Source organism: Hymenobacter sp. YIM 151500-1, from assembly GCF_025979885.1.
Lineage (GTDB): Bacteria > Bacteroidota > Bacteroidia > Cytophagales > Hymenobacteraceae > Hymenobacter.
Window position 1 is genome coordinate 1,197,284 of sequence record NZ_CP110139.1, and the last position, 15,153, is coordinate 1,212,436.

The 15,153-nt window shown below is 58.9% G+C and carries 13 protein-coding genes; 9 read left to right on the forward strand and 4 right to left on the reverse strand.

Annotated elements, in window-relative coordinates:
* Nucleotides 1–297 precede the first annotated feature (297 nt).
* The 3 genes from OIS53_RS04890 to OIS53_RS04900 form a co-directional block, all read right to left on the reverse strand.
* Nucleotides 298–2,250: an OmpA family protein gene (locus tag OIS53_RS04890; protein ID WP_264681274.1), complete on the reverse strand. Its 1,953-nt coding sequence runs from the start codon at nucleotides 2,248–2,250 to the stop codon at nucleotides 298–300.
* Nucleotides 2,251–2,264: 14 nt separating this feature from the next.
* Complete coding sequence (locus OIS53_RS04895) at nucleotides 2,265–2,915, reverse strand: 7-carboxy-7-deazaguanine synthase QueE (RefSeq protein WP_264681275.1); 651 nt, start codon at nucleotides 2,913–2,915, stop codon at nucleotides 2,265–2,267.
* Between the two features lie 278 nt (nucleotides 2,916–3,193).
* Nucleotides 3,194–4,099, reverse strand: a complete 906-nt coding sequence (locus OIS53_RS04900; RefSeq protein WP_264681276.1) for a bifunctional 5,10-methylenetetrahydrofolate dehydrogenase/5,10-methenyltetrahydrofolate cyclohydrolase — start codon at nucleotides 4,097–4,099, stop codon at nucleotides 3,194–3,196.
* Between the two features lie 107 nt (nucleotides 4,100–4,206).
* Here OIS53_RS04900 and OIS53_RS04905 point away from each other — a divergent pair, with 107 nt between their 5' ends.
* Nucleotides 4,207–4,563 carry a DUF805 domain-containing protein gene (locus OIS53_RS04905; protein WP_264681277.1) on the forward strand — a complete coding sequence of 119 codons (357 nt, stop codon included), beginning with the start codon at nucleotides 4,207–4,209 and terminating at the stop codon, nucleotides 4,561–4,563.
* Nucleotides 4,564–4,627: 64 nt separating this feature from the next.
* Here the strand turns inward: OIS53_RS04905 and lepA are convergent, their stop codons facing one another.
* Nucleotides 4,628–6,415, reverse strand: coding sequence for a translation elongation factor 4 (gene lepA, locus OIS53_RS04910; protein ID WP_264681278.1), 1,788 nt, complete (start codon nucleotides 6,413–6,415; stop codon nucleotides 4,628–4,630).
* Nucleotides 6,416–6,765: 350 nt separating this feature from the next.
* Here lepA and OIS53_RS04915 point away from each other — a divergent pair, with 350 nt between their 5' ends.
* The 8 genes from OIS53_RS04915 to OIS53_RS04950 all read left to right on the forward strand — a co-directional run bounded on the left by OIS53_RS04915 (nucleotide 6,766) and on the right by OIS53_RS04950 (nucleotide 15,150).
* Nucleotides 6,766–7,632 (forward strand): carboxypeptidase-like regulatory domain-containing protein, encoded by an 867-nt coding sequence (locus OIS53_RS04915; RefSeq protein WP_264681279.1) that lies wholly within the window; start codon nucleotides 6,766–6,768, stop codon nucleotides 7,630–7,632.
* A 53-nt stretch (nucleotides 7,633–7,685) separates the two neighbouring features.
* Nucleotides 7,686–8,288, forward strand: coding sequence for a Uma2 family endonuclease (locus OIS53_RS04920; RefSeq protein WP_264681280.1), 603 nt, complete (start codon nucleotides 7,686–7,688; stop codon nucleotides 8,286–8,288).
* Nucleotides 8,289–8,367: 79 nt separating this feature from the next.
* Nucleotides 8,368–9,234: a carboxypeptidase-like regulatory domain-containing protein gene (locus OIS53_RS04925; RefSeq protein WP_264681281.1), complete on the forward strand. Its 867-nt coding sequence runs from the start codon at nucleotides 8,368–8,370 to the stop codon at nucleotides 9,232–9,234.
* Between the two features lie 87 nt (nucleotides 9,235–9,321).
* Nucleotides 9,322–12,816, forward strand: coding sequence for a methylmalonyl-CoA mutase family protein (locus tag OIS53_RS04930; RefSeq protein ID WP_264681282.1), 3,495 nt, complete (start codon nucleotides 9,322–9,324; stop codon nucleotides 12,814–12,816).
* A 37-nt stretch (nucleotides 12,817–12,853) separates the two neighbouring features.
* A complete protein-coding gene (locus OIS53_RS04935; protein ID WP_264681283.1) occupies nucleotides 12,854–13,513 on the forward strand; it encodes a hypothetical protein in 660 nt (219 codons plus the stop codon).
* A complete protein-coding gene (locus OIS53_RS04940) occupies nucleotides 13,510–13,677 on the forward strand; it encodes a hypothetical protein (protein WP_264681284.1) in 168 nt (55 codons plus the stop codon). The genes OIS53_RS04935 and OIS53_RS04940 overlap by 4 nt, the downstream gene beginning before the upstream one ends.
* Before the next feature lie 96 nt (nucleotides 13,678–13,773).
* Complete coding sequence (locus OIS53_RS04945) at nucleotides 13,774–14,433, forward strand: phospholipase D-like domain-containing protein (RefSeq protein ID WP_264681285.1); 660 nt, start codon at nucleotides 13,774–13,776, stop codon at nucleotides 14,431–14,433.
* 21 nt (nucleotides 14,434–14,454) lie between these two features.
* Nucleotides 14,455–15,150, forward strand: a complete 696-nt coding sequence (locus tag OIS53_RS04950; protein ID WP_264681286.1) for a J domain-containing protein — start codon at nucleotides 14,455–14,457, stop codon at nucleotides 15,148–15,150.
* Nucleotides 15,151–15,153: the final 3 nt, after the last annotated feature.

Consider the following 15,153-nt stretch of genomic DNA (forward strand, 5'->3'; position numbering starts at 1 on the left):
CAAGGGAGAATGAAGTGGTGAGAAGTAAAAATGAATGTTCCAACTATGACGTCTAATCCTAACAAGTGCAAAACTGCCGTCTGCCTCTCGTTATTGGACACTGCCAAAAGTAGAACAATTTCTTAAACTAAAAAAAGAATTTTTATAACTATTCTACTCAAACACTTTTTCACACAGTAATCAAACGTCTCATAGTGAGCTTTTTATAAACATCACCAAAAAGGATTACTCCAATAAAAAAACCTGCCTACACAGTAGACAGGTTAATAGATTATACCTGCAAAGTGCAAGTCGTAATTAAAGAATTCTCAGTTCAATGCGGCGGTTTTGTTGGCGGTGACTTTCCGAATCATTTGCCATCAGGGGTTTCGTTTCGCCGTAGCCGCGGTAGCGTAGCCGGTCAGCCTTCACGCCCTGCGACACCAGATAGCTGTACACCGACTTCGCCCGGTTTTGCGACAGGGCGAGGTTGTCTTCATCGGAGCCTACGTCGTCGGTGTGTCCGGATATTTCAACCTGCACCTCCGGGTACTGCTTCATAAAGCCTACCAGCCGGTTCAGCTCGGTCCGCGACTTAGGCTTTAGCTCGTATTGCTTTGTGTCGAAGAACAGGTTGTTGAGCACTATGCTGCGGCCGGCGCGCACGGGCTCCAGGTAAATATCCAGCGTGAGGGGGTCGAAGCTGCGCTTGTCGCTGTAGTCGAAGCTCAGGCTCTTCATCAGGTACTTGTCGGCGGCGGCGTACATGGCGTACTGCCGGCCTTCGTTGAGTACCACGGTGTACTCGCCGTTTTCGGCGTCGGAGCCCACGTATTGCACTAGCTCGTCGGTGTTGAGGTCGTAGAGCTGCACGTCGGCGCGGATAGGCTTTTTGGTAATGGCGTCGAACACGCGGCCCTGGGTGTAGGTGCTGGTTTCGCGGGAGCGGACTTCCTTGGGCACCTCAAAGCCAAACAGCTCCACGGGGCGGTCCTGCTCCTTACGCACGCCCGGCTCGGCGGCCCGGGAGCGGGAGCAGAACCCCCGGCGGTTGTCGGAGGCAATGAACAGGGAGGCCTCGTTCTCGAACGTGTTGAGCGGGTAACCCAGGTTTTGCGGTTCGCCCCAGGTGGCGGCGCCCTGCTGCTCGCAGCGGTACACGTCGAGCCCGCCCATGCCCACGAGGCCATCGGTGACGTAGTAGAGCGTGGTGCCGCTGGCGTGGATGAAGGGCGCCATGTCCTTGCCGGCGGTGTTTACCGGCGTGCCCAGGTTGCGGGCCACGGTCCAGTTGCCATCGGTGCCGAGCGTCGTCACGTAGATGTCTTCCTGCCCTTTGCCGCCGCGCCGGGTGCTGGTGAAGTACAAGGTGCGCCCGTCGGCCGAAAGCGTAGGCTGAGAGTCCCACTCCGGCGAGTTGACGTTGCGGCCCAGGTTCTGGGGCTTACTCCAGGCGTTACCGGTGCGCCGTGAGATGTATAGGTCGCAGTTGCCCACGGAATTAGGCCGGTCGCAGGACGCAAACACCAGCGTTTTGCCGTCGCCGGAGATGGTGCCGGCGCCTTCGTTGTAGGGCGTGTTGATGGCCGTGGAAATCTGCTGGGGCTGGCCGAAGGAGCCGTCCTTGTTTTGGCGGCTGATGAACAGGTCCTCGCCACTGTCGGCGGCTGGCCGACCCGTATACAGCAGGAAGCGGTTGTCGGCCGTGAGGGCGGGGAAATACTGAAATCGGAACGTGTTGAGAGGCTCTGACAACCGCTCGGGCTGCACACCGATGGGCGCGGCCATAGCTTTCTGGGCAAACTCGCAATTCTGGAGCTGGCGCTGAGCCCGGCCCACGTTGCGTTGGCTTTTCGGGGCGGTTTTGATGTACTTCTTGTAGGAATCGGCGGCCACAGTGTAGTCGCCGAAGCTCATGGCCAGCTCGCCCAGGGTGTAGTAGTCGTTGGCGCGGGCCGGGTCCAGGGCCATCTTGCCCAGGCCGTCGCGGTAGGCGTCGAAAGCCGGGCGGTTTTCGCCCATGGCTTTCAGCAAAGAGCCTTTCAGCAGGTACGGTTCGCCCAGGGACGGAAACTTTTGGTTGAGCAGGGTCAGCGTTTCAATGGCCTTGCCGAAGTCCCGGTCTTTGGCTTGGGTCTGGGCTTTTTCCCACAGGTTGCGGGCTTTGGAGTTGGTGGTACTCAGCCGGGCGCCCTGGGCCGCTACTTCGGCCGGCACCAGCATTCCACACGACAGCACTAGAACAAGCGGGGCAGATAGCAGACAGCGCATACGGGGCTTTAACGCTACGGAATATCGAGGAACTTATGGGTTTGCAGCGACACCTGCCAGCGCGGGTTCTCTTTCACGTAGTCGACAATCAGGGGCATCATCTGGGGAGCCTTGCTCCATTCGGGCTGGAGGTAGAGCCGGCAGCCGGGCCCCACCTGGGCCGCGTGCTGCTCGGCCCAGGCAAAGTCCGACTTGTTGTAGACAATGATTTTCAGCTCGTGGGCGGCGGCCAGCACGCCGGGCAGCGGGGCCTTAAACTTCTTGGGCGACACGCAAATCCAGTCCCACTCCCCGCTGAGCGGGTAGGCTCCGCTGGTTTCAATCCACGTCTGGCAGCCGGCGGCGTGCAGGGCCTGGGTCAGGGGGCCGAGGTCGTGCATGAGCGGCTCGCCGCCCGTAACAACCACGTTGCGGCCGGGGTGGGCCGTGGCGGCCTCCACGATGCCGGCCACCGCCAGGCGCGGGTGGGCGTCCACGTCCCAGGATTCTTTCACGTCGCACCACACGCAGCCCACGTCGCAGCCACCCAGGCGCACGAAGTAGGCGGCGCGGCCGGTGTTGTATCCTTCGCCCTGAATGGTATAAAACTGCTCCATCACGGGCAGTGGAGGCGCCGCAGCCCCCTGGGCCGGGGCCGCCGACGTAACAGGAAGTTCGTGCAGCAAAACGCGGGTATTCTGGATAAACGAGCCGAGCCGCTGGGGCGAAACAGAACGTGCTAATGCCCCACTCTTTCTCACGGCCCGACTTTAAAAGTAGTACACTGCCCCGAAATCTAAAAGCCGGAGGCGGTTTTAATTGAAACTGAATCGCGGATTGAACGGATTTCTTGGATTGCGCGGATTTTGGTTAGAAGGCAATTCATCTGATAAGACGTTGACCAGAGCCAGGCGTAACCAAAATCCGCGCAATCCAAGAAATCCGTTCAATCCGCGATTCAGACTTACTTCGGATACACCTCGCCTTTGGCAGCGCGCAGAGTATTGAGCAGCAGCATGGCAATGGTCATGGGCCCGACGCCGCCGGGCACGGGCGTGATGTAGGCGGTTTTGGGAGCTACCTCGGCAAAGTTGACGTCGCCCTTCAGGGCCCAGCCCGACTTCTTACTGGCGTCTTCCACGCGGGTCGTGCCCACGTCGATAACCACGGCGCCGGGCTTCACCATGTCGGCCGTGACGAACTCCGGCCGGCCCAGAGCGGCCACCAGAATGTCGGCGGTACGGGTAATATCGGCCAGATGTTGGGTGCGCGAATGGCATAAAGTCACGGTGCAGTTGCCAGGCTCTAAGTTCTTCGCCAGCAAGATGCTAACTGGCGTCCCGACGATGTTGCTGCGGCCGATAACCACGCAGTGCTTACCGTCGGTGGGCAGCTCGTAGCGGCGCAGCAGCTCCACGATGCCGGAAGGCGTGGCGGGCAGCAGAGCCGGCAGCCCAGCCACCATGCGGCCGATGTTCATGGGGTGGAAGCCATCCACGTCTTTCTCGGGCCGGATGGCTTCAATCACCTTGTTGGTGTCGATGTGGCGGGGCAGTGGCAGCTGCACAATGAAGCCATCAATCCTGGGGTCCTGGTTCAGCTCCTCCACCTTGGTCAGCAGCTCGGCCTCGGTAATGTCGTCTTCGTAGCGGAGCAGGGTGCTCCCGAAGCCCACCCGCTCGCAGGCCAGCACCTTGTTGCGCACATAGGTTTCGGAGCCGCCGTCGTGGCCGACAAGGACGGCGGCCAGGTGCGGCACCTTTTCGCCGGCGGCGCGGCGCTGGGCTACTTCGGCGGCAATTTCCTCCTTGATGGTTTCGGCAGTTTGCTTGCCGTCGATGAGGCGGTAGGCAGTAGTGGTAGTAGGCATGGTATCGGAAGTTGAAAGGAAGCTCGTCTTAAAAAATTCTGAGATTATTGGGTAAAACTCTATATTGGCCACTCACACATCTTTTCACCAACTCACTTTCTTTGCTTATGAAGTACTACTTACAAGTCATTAAGGACAAATACGCCACCTTTAGTGGACGTGCCCGCCGGGCGGAATACTGGTATTTTACCTTATTCCACGTCATTATCTCCTTTGTTCTCGGCTTTATCGACGGTATTTTGTTTCAACGCCAAGTCATCAGCGCCCTGTATGGCTTAGCTGTTATTATCCCCGGCATTGCCGTAGCAGTGCGCCGTATGCACGATGTGGGCAAAAGCGGCTGGTTTATTCTCATTCCCTTTTATAACTTGATCCTGGCTTGCACTGAGGGCGACAAGGGCGCAAACGAATATGGGCCAGACCCCAAAGGGGCAATTGAGTCCTCTTATTCTGCCACCATCTAGCTCTTGAATCAGAACAGCAGAAAACAAAAGGGCGGCCTCCATTGGGAAGCCGCCCTTTTTGCGGTTAATCAATTTTCAGTACCGCCAGGAAAGCTTCCTGCGGGATTTCCACGGAGCCGACCTGACGCATCCGTTTCTTGCCTTCCTTCTGCTTTTCGAGCAGCTTCCGCTTCCGGCTGATGTCGCCGCCGTAGCACTTGGCAATTACGTTTTTGCGCAGGGCCTTCACGGTTTCGCGGGCAATGATTTTCTGGCCGATGCTGGCTTGGATGGCAATTTCGAACTGCTGGCGCGGCAGCAGCTCCCGAAGCTTTTCGCAGAGGCGGCGGCCCCAGTCGTAGCTCTTGGAGCGGTGCACAATGGCCGACAGGGCATCCACTTTCTCCCCGTTCAGCATGATGTCGAGCTTCACCATGTCGGACTCGCGGAAGCCAATCAGCTCGTAGTCCAGGGAAGCGTAGCCGCGGCTAATGGTTTTCAGCTTGTCGAAGAAGTCGAACACGATTTCCGACAGCGGCAGCTCAAAGGTCAGCTCCACCCTTTCGGAGGTCAGGTAGCTCTGGCCTTTGATGATGCCGCGCTTGTCCATACACAGCGTGATGATGGCGCCCACGTACTCGGCGGCCGTGATAATCTGGGCTTTGATGTAAGGCTCCTCAATCAGCTTAATGGCGTTGGGCTCCGGCATTTCGGAGGGCGCGTTGATGGTCAGCAGCTGGTCTTTGGTGCCGATGGCGTGGAACTGCACGCTGGGCACGGTGGTAATGACCGTCATGTTGAACTCCCGCTCCAGGCGCTCCTGCACGATTTCCATATGCAGCATGCCCAGGAAACCGCAGCGGAAGCCAAAGCCCAAGGCCGCCGACGTTTCGGGCTCCCACACCAGGGCCGCATCGTTGAGCTGAAGCTTTTCCATCGAGGCGCGCAGCTCCTCGTACTCGCTGGTTTCCACGGGGTAGATGCCGGCAAATACCATGGGCTTCACATCCTCGAAGCCGTGAATGGGCTCGGTGGTGGGCCGGGCCACGTGCGTGATGGTGTCGCCCACTTTCACCTCGCGGGCTTCCTTGATGCCGGAAATCAGGTAGCCCACGTTGCCGGCCGAAATTTCGGGCCGCGGCTCCTGGTTCAGGCCCAGGATACCAATTTCGTCGGCACCATACTCCTTGCCGGTGGCCATGAAGCGGAGCTTGTCGCCCTTGCGCATGGTGCCGTTCTTGATGCGGAACAACACCTCGATGCCGCGGTAGGAGTTGAATACCGAGTCGAAGATGAGGGCCTGCAAAGGCGCGTTCGGGTCGCCCTGGGGGGCCGGGATTCTTTCGCAGATGGCATCCAGGATTTCCTTGATGCCGATGCCGGCCTTGCCCGAGGCGGGAATGATTTCGTCCCGGTCGCAGCCGATGAGGTCCACGATTTCGTCCGATACCTCCTCCGGCATAGAGTGGGGCAGGTCGATTTTATTAAGGACCGGAATAATAGTCAGGTCGGAGCCAATGGCCAGGTAGAGGTTGCTGATGGTCTGGGCCTCGATGCCCTGGCTGGAGTCCACAATCAGCAGGGCGCCTTCGCAGGCGGCAATGGAGCGGCTCACCTCGTAGCTGAAATCGACGTGGCCGGGCGTATCAATCAGGTTGAGCGTGTAGGGCTCGCCCTTATACTGATACTGCATCTGGATGGCGTGGCTCTTGATGGTAATGCCCCGCTCCCGCTCCAGGTCCATGTTGTCGAGCAGCTGGGCCTGCATGTCGCGCTGGGCCACGGTCTGGGTGAATTCCAGCAGGCGGTCGGCCAGGGTGCTCTTGCCGTGGTCGATGTGGGCGATAATGCAGAAATTACGAATGTTCTTCACTAGAAGCTAGGGGCGGTTTTTTCCAACCGCGAAGGTAGCAGATCGGGCGTGGAAAAACTAGCCAGTTCGGTGTGCAACGCCCTTCTTCTGATCAGAGCACGGGGATGCAGCCGTACGCATCTGGTGGCTACTCGCCGGCAGCGTTTCAGTGCCGGCTCTCCGGGCAGCATTCTACCTTATAGACCGTAGCAGATCCCGCCAGCGGGCAGTGAGTTTTCGGCCTCAGCCGCGCAAGTGCGCGTTCGGCAAGCATTCCTTGCGGTTCACCGAATACCGGGCCCGGTTGCCATAGCAAGGCCCCATCTTAGCGTCGGCATCAGCCTCACCTTTCCTCACTTCGGCGCTTTTCTATGCTTCAACGGCTACTCATTACCGGGGTGCTCAGCACCTTCTCTTTTGTATCGTTTGCCCAAACCACACCGGCCCCAACCTTGGCTTTGGAGGGCCAGGTGGTAAATGCCAGCACGGGGGAACCGGTGCCGTTTGCCACGCTGGGCGTACCCCGCCGCGGCCTCGGCACGGTGGCCGACGAGCAGGGCCGCTACCTGCTCCGCTTGCCTAGCCTCAACGACACGTTAGTGGTAACTTCCGTAGGCTTCTCGCGCGAAGTGATACCGCCCCAATACCTGGTTGGCGGGCAGCGGGTGTTTCGCCTGGAGCCGCAGCAGCTCACCCTAAAGGGCGTCGTCATCGAGCACGACCGGCTCACTCCCGCTCTGCTGGGCCGTAATACCGAGAAAGGCGACGTGCTCTGGACGGGCGGTTCCAGCGGCAAAGAAACTGTGGACGACGAGTGGGGCTGGGAGTTTGGTACCCTGCTCACACCCCCCAAGCGCACGGTGCTGGAAGAATTCCACGTGTTTTTATCGGCTAATAAGTATGAGCAGCTGCGCTTCCGGCTCAACCTCTACACCGCCGAAAAAGGCCGGCCCGGCAAGCGCCTGTTGTCGAAAGACGTGCAGCTGGTGTGCGCCAAGCAGCAGCACGGCTGGCTGACGGTGGATTTGCGCCCTTTCGAAATCAGCTTGGAGGCCGAGCCCATTATTGCCACCATTCAGTGGCTGCAAAGCGAGAAAACCGACCCCTGGGACAAGTACTTCTCGATTCCGGTGAAGCGCCAGTCGCGGCAAGTAACGGTGGAGCGCGAGAACAGCGAAGCCACCTGGACCATCCACGCCATGCAGCCCAGCCTGTATTTTACGGTGCTAATGGAGTAATGTGAAAGAAAGGAGGCCGGCCCTTACTTGGTGTTTTTGCGTATTTTCGCTTTATGCGTACTTCCTTTGAATCCGGCAATATTCTATTGGGTGGGCCATACCTGGGGCGCATGACAGATGACGAGTTTTTCGCTTTCTGCCAGCAGCACCCCGAGTTGCGCATAGAACGCACGTCCAACCACGAAATCCTGATTATGTCGCCCACCGGCAGCCGCTCAGGCAACCGTAATTTTCGCCTCAACCTTCAACTGGGTAAATGGTGGGAGCGGCATCAGCATTTGGGTGAGGCTTTCGACTCCAATACTGGATTCACACTCCCCGACAGCTCCGTATTATCACCGAATGCTTCTTGGGTTTCGGCTGCCAAGTGGAATGCGCTGACGTTGGAGCAACAGGACAAATTTGCGCCCGTGTGCCCGGAGTTTGTAGTAGAGCTAAAATCGGTAACGGATTCCTTGAAAACGCTTCAAGCCAAAATGCTCGACTGGCTGCGCAACGGTGTGCAACTGGCGTGGCTGCTAGTGCCTGAAACGGAAACCGCCTACATCTACCGCCCCAGTCAAGCGGAGCCAGAAGTGATACAGGACTTTGACAGGGAGCTGTCCGGCGAAACTGTGCTGCCAGGGTTTCGGCTGCGGCTGGCAGAGTTACGGTAGTCAACTTATTTGTACATGATAGTGCAACGTTCGGTGATGTAGATATGCTCATTTGGGCGTATTCAAAACCACTTTTCGCATGCGCCTGAGCCTCTTGTTGCTAGCTTGCAGCTTACCCCTACCACTTCTTGCCCAGAGCTTCCGCGGCCGCGTACTGCACGCCGATTCCACTGCTGCGCCAGTGCCTTTTGCCTCTATTGGCGTAAAGGGCAAGGCAGCGGGTACAATCGCCGATGCCCAGGGCCGTTTTCGCTTCTCCGACTCGCCCGAATTAGTAGCCACCGATTCGGTTATCGTAACGGGTGTGGGCTACCGACCCGCCCGGCTACTACTCGAGCAACTTAGGCAACCTGGCTTTACCATCCGACTGAAGCCCCAACCCCAGGCCCTGCGCGAGGTAGTGGTGCGCCCCCGGCAGCTGCGGCCGCAGGTGCTGGGCCGTACCGGCACCGGCGGCGTTGCGCACTGGGGAGTGAGCAGCATTGTAAAGGACAGCATCCGCCGCCGCGAAATGCTTGGCTCAGAGTTTGGCACCTTTCTTACCTCGTCCTACAATTGCTATGTAGACAATTTTAACGTGTATGTGCAGGCCAATCCGTTTCGGCAAGTGCGCTTACGGCTGCTGTTCTACGCCGTGCGTAACGGCCGACCGGCCGAACAATTATTGCCCGCTGATATCCAATTAGTGCTTGCGGAGCAGCAACGGGGGTGGATTACGATTGATTTGCGGCCGTATAATCTGCAATTCAGTGAAGGGCAAAAGGTGGTAGTAGCGTTGCAGTGGCTTGATGCGGTGGGGCAAACGCCCGGCTACCAATTCTTCGACATTCCGGCGCTACTTCCTTCTCCCCTACACCGCGTGTATACTCGTAATAAAAGTCAGGCCAATTGGAAATTCTACCCTGCTCAACCTAGCATCTACTTAAATGTGCAAAGCTGGAAATAAGGCCTAACACCCGTTAGCCCCGCCCACCCCCGGCGGGGCTTTTTTCGTACCTTCACCACCCCAATTTCCACCCAACCACCACCCGCCATGCAAGCCGCTCCTGTAGCTCCGTATAAGCCCCAGCACCACATCCGCATTGTGACGGCGGCGGCCCTGTTTGATGGGCACGACGCGGCCATCAACATCATGCGCCGCATCATCCAGAGCAGCGGGGCCGAGGTCATTCACCTGGGCCACAACCGCTCGGTGCAGGAAATCGTGGACTGCGCCATCCAGGAAGATGCCCAGGCCATTGCCATTACCTCCTACCAGGGCGGGCACAATGAGTACTTCAAGTACATGCACGACCTGCTGCAAGAGCGCGGCGCCGGCCACATCCGCATCTTCGGCGGCGGCGGCGGCGTCATCCTGCCCAGCGAAATCGAGGAGCTGCACCAGTACGGCATCACCCGCATCTATAGCCCCGACGACGGCCGCGCCCTGGGTTTGCAAGGCATGATCAACGACCTGCTCGAAAAGTCGGACTTCCCCACCGGCCAGAACCTCAACGGCGAAGCCAGCCACATCAAGGAGAAAGACGCCCGCAGCATCGGCCGCCTCATCTCGGCCGCCGAAAACTTCCCCGAAGAATTCGAGCGGGTCCGCCAGCAGCTCGTCGCCGACTTCCAGAAGGCGGAAAACGGCCAAAGCAGCCAGCAGAACGAAACCCAAGACCCTAAGTCCCTAAGCCCCCAAGCCCCTATTTTAGGCATCACCGGCACCGGCGGCGCGGGCAAGTCGAGCCTAGTCGATGAGCTGGTGCGCCGCTTCTTGCTCGACTTTCCGGACAAGACCATTGCCATTATTTCCGTCGACCCGAGCAAGCGCAAAACCGGCGGGGCCCTCTTGGGCGACCGTATCCGGATGAACGCCATCAACAGCCCCCGGGTGTACATGCGCAGCCTCGCTACGCGCCAAAGCAACCTGGCCCTCTCGCGCTACGTGCAGGACGCCGTGGACGTGGTGCGCGCCGCCGACTTCGACCTCATCATCCTCGAAACCTCCGGCATCGGGCAGTCGGACACCGAAATCATCGAGCACTCCGACGTGAGCCTGTACGTGATGACGCCCGAGTACGGCGCCGCCACCCAGCTCGAAAAAATCGACATGCTCGATTTTGCCGACGTCATTGCCCTCAACAAGTTCGACAAGCGCGGTGCCCTCGACGCCCTACGTGACGTGCGCAAGCAGTATCAGCGCAACCACCAGCTCTGGGACACGCCCCTGGAGCAGTTGCCCGTGCACGGCACCATCGCCTCGCAGTTCAACGACCCCGGCATGAACCGCCTCTACCGGGCCGTATTGCAGGTGATTGAGCAGAAGACGGGCGTCAGCTTCGCCTCCCAGCTCGAAACCACGGCTGAGGAGTCGGAAAAGGTCTACATCATCCCGCCCCACCGCACGCGCTACCTTTCTGAAATCACCGAAACCATCCACCAATATGACCAGTGGGTCAATAAACAAGCCGCCGTTGCCCAGCAGCTCTTCGGAATTCGAGAAGCCCTCGGTGCCGTCCAAAGCCTTGCCGCCGGAAGCCAGCCGCAGCCCGGAACAGTTAGCGCCGGGGACGGCCGCGACGGACTCGCACCCGGAAGCCTCGTGGCCGGCCTGGAGAGCACCTTCGAGGAGGTCAAGCTTCGGCTGGACGGCCAGAACTGGAAACTCCTGGAGACCTGGCCGCAAAAAGTAGCCGCCTACAAGGGCCCGGAGTTCATTTTCAAAGTGCGCGACAAAGAGCTGCGCCTGAAAACCCACACCGAAAGCCTCTCCCACCTCCAGATTCCCAAAGTCTCGCTGCCGCGCTACACCACCTGGGGCGATTTGCTGAAGTGGCAGCTCCAGGAAAACGTGCCCGGCGAGTTTCCTTACACGGCCGGGGTGTTTCCCTTCAAGCGCGAGGGCGAAGACCCCACCCGCATGTTTGCCGGCGAAGGCGGCCCCGAGCGCACCAACCGCCGCTTCCACTACGTGTCGGCCGGCCTACCCGCCAAGCGCCTGAGCACGGCCTTCGACTCGGTGACGCTCTACGGCGAAGACCCCGACCACCGGCCCGACATCTACGGCAAAATCGGCAATTCCGGCGTGAGCATCTGCTGCCTCGACGACGCCAAAAAGCTCTACTCCGGCTTCAACCTCGCCGACCCGCTCACCTCGGTCAGCATGACCATCAACGGCCCCGCCGCCCAGCTGGCCGCCTTTTTCATGAACGCCGCCATCGACCAGCAGTGCGAGCTGTACATCAAGGAGCAGGGCTTAGAGAATGAAGTCAACCAGAAAATCGACGCCATCTACCAGGAGCTAAGCCAGCCCCGCCCCCGCTACCAGGGCGAGCTGCCCGCCGGCAACGACGGCCTGGGCCTGCTGCTGCTCGGCGTCACCGGCGACCAGGTGCTGCCCGCCGAGGTGTACGCCAGCATCAAAGCCCGCACCCTGAGCCAGGTGCGCGGCACCGTACAGGCCGACATCCTCAAGGAAGACCAGGCCCAGAACACCTGCATCTTCAGCACCGAATTTGCCCTGCGCCTCATGGGCGACGTGCAGGAATACTTCATCAAGGAAAAAGTCCGCAACTTCTACTCGGTCAGCATCTCGGGCTACCACATTGCCGAGGCCGGGGCCAACCCCATCACCCAGCTGGCCCTCACCCTCAGCAACGGCTTCACCTTCGTGGAGTACTACGTGAGCCGGGGCATGGACGTGAACGACTTCGCCCCCAACCTGTCGTTCTTCTTCTCCAACGGCATCGACCCGGAGTACGCCGTCATTGGCCGGGTGGCGCGCCGCATCTGGGCCAAGGCCATGAAGCTCAAGTACGGGGCCAACGCCCGCTCCCAGATGCTGAAGTACCACATCCAGACCAGCGGCCGCAGCCTGCACGCCCAGGAAATCGACTTCAACGACATCCGCACCACGCTCCAGGCCCTCTACGCCATCTACGACAACTGCAACTCCCTGCACACCAACGCCTACGACGAGGCCATCACCACCCCCACCGAAGAGTCGGTGCGCCGGGCCATGGCCATTCAGCTCATCATCAACCGGGAGCTGGGCCTGGCCAAAAACGAAAACCCGCTGCAAGGCTCCTTCATCATCGAAGAGCTAACCGACCTGGTAGAAGAAGCCGTGCTGCTGGAGTTTGACCGCATCACCGAGCGCGGCGGCGTGCTGGGCGCCATGGAAACCATGTACCAGCGCGGCAAAATCCAGGAGGAAAGCCTCTACTACGAGACCCTCAAGCACACCGGCGAGTACCCCATCATCGGCGTGAACACCTTCCTCTCCTCCAAAGGCTCGCCCACCGTCATCCCCGCCGAGGTTATCCGCGCTACCGAGGAAGAAAAGCAGTACCAAATCACCATGCTCCAAGCCCTGCACGCCCGCCACGCCGGCACGGCCGAGCAGCGCCTGAAGCAGCTGCAACACGTGGCCGTGCAAAACGGCAACCTCTTCGAGGAGCTGATGGAAACGGTGAAGTTCTGCTCGTTGGGGCAGATTACGAATGCGCTGTTTGAGGTTGGGGGGCAGTATAGGAGGAATATGTAGCCCACAGAAAAGAACGTCATGCTTCGGCAAGCTCAGCATGACGTTCTTTTCTGTATTGTTTTATTTTCCACTCATTATGGCCTATACAGATTTCACCGTTTTCGACCTTCGCCAGCAATTCGGCGTGCATTTTCGAGCGGCACAGCTTTTCCCTGACCTCACCCCCGTTGAGCCAACTGACTGGTTGCGGCATTCCCTTCGCATTGGTCAGGAAGTAGGATTCAATAGCGAAAAGTCCCGCTCCGAACGCCTGGTAACGCCGGTGCTGCTGGAGCTGTGTGAGCGGAATAACCGCTCGTTTTCTATCTACTCCGGCATGAACCTCGACATCGACCCAGCTCAAGGCTTGCGCGGGGAGTGCGACTTTATCTTCTCCTTTAGCCGCATTCAGGACTTCATCACGGCGCCGGTATTTTGCATTGCTGAAGCCAAGAAGCAGGATTTAGAGCAGGGGGTTATCCAATGCGCCGCGCAGCTCATTGCGGCCCGCAAGCTCAACGAGCTGGAAGGCAACTCCCTCCACACGCTCTATGGCTGCTCTACCACCGGCACCGAGTGGCGCTTTCTTAAATATGAGGGCAACGATATGGTATTGGATGAGAAAAGATACCATCTCACCGAATTGCCGGCGCTGCTGGGCGTGCTGCAAGCTGTACTTGACCATTCATACAAACAGCTTGCCCCCGAAGCTTCATGAAAGCAGCTAAACCCGCCAAAACCTTCGACGCCGTAGAAATGATGCGCACCATCCGCGAGAACATCACGCGGGAAACCGAATACATGAGTTTCCAAGAGTTGCAGCAGTACATGCAGCAAAAGCTTAAAGCATCTGGCTTCCATCCTACTCCGCCCAGTTCCTGAGCCCTCTATGCCCGCCACGCCCACACCGCCGAGCAGCGCCTGAAGCAGCTGCAACAGGTACCCACGGCCGGCTAACAGTGGTACTACGCTACCGAAATGATAGTTACTGAGGCTTTATTTGCCGGGATTAAAGACCGGATTCATGCAGAAATTACGGCGGCTCGACGCTCCATTTTTGTAGCCGTTGCCTGGTTTACTGACCGGGACCTTTTTGCCGCTTTAGTGGAAAGGCAGCGGGCCGGAGTTGCCGTGTCGTTGGCAGTGGTACAGGACAGCATCAACGCCGCCATGCCGTTTGAACAACTGGCGGCAGAAGGCGGCACGTTTTTCCGGCTGGACGGGGCCTTGATGCACAACAAGTTTTGCATCCTTGATGGCCGCGACGTAATCACGGGCTCCTATAACTGGACGTATAAAGCCGCGCAGGAGAATTTTGAGAACATAGTTGTAACCAGCGGGGACTATGACTTGGCGTTCCGGTTTATTGCCGAGTTCAAGCGAATCACCGGCCACGCGGATGCACCAACGGCCGCGCAGGTTGATTTGGCAAAGGTCGTTCGTCGGTTGAAGGCCATCAGCAGCCTGATTCAGTTGGAGGAGGAAGAGGATATTTTGCGCCAGGCCCGGCGCTTGCAGGCCGAGTGGCCGGACGAGTTAGCCAATACTGTTGCGCAACACTTGGAAGCACGGCAATACGTGCAGGCGTCACGGGAAATACAGACGTTTTTGGATGCGCACGCGCGGGTAACAGTGTAGGAAGACCCACGGTTAGCCGCGTTGAAGCTCGAAATAAAAAACTTGGAGTATGAGGTAGTAGCCGTAGAAAACGAGCTTGCCGACATCGACCAGCGCATACGCCGGTACAACCACGAATTCGCGCTGCGCCTGGGCCTACTGGTGGAGGAAATTTTGCAGCTGAGGCGCGACTACGCGCAGCAGCACCAGGCTAAAAGCGCGTTTACGCAGCAGCAGTACGAGCAGGCGCGGCAGCAATACGAAGATTTCCGGCACGAGCGACTAATCGAGGAACAGACCACGTTCAATTCACTGGAAGAAGAGGAGCTGGCCCGATTGAAAAAGCTGTACCGGCAGTGCGTGGTTCGCTGCCACCCCGACAAGGTGGCGGAAGCCCAGCAAGCGGAAGCCACCGAGCTGTTCCGGCAGGTGCAGCAGAAGTACGAGGAGCAAGACCTGGCCGCGCTGGCCCGGCTGGCCGAACAGTTGGAGCGCAACGACTTCTGGGCGGCGGACAACGCCCTGTCCCAACTCGACCAGCTGCTTACGCGCCGGGAAAAGCTGGCCGACCAGCTTGCTGAGCTTAAGCAGGCATTGGCCGACACGATGGCAAGCACCGTGTACCGCGAAATCATCGGCATTGCCGACCTTGAGCAGCACTGGCAAACCCTCAGGCAGCAACTCGAACAGGAACTTGCAAGCTGGAAGACACTAACCCATGAATCAGCAACTATCTAAGAG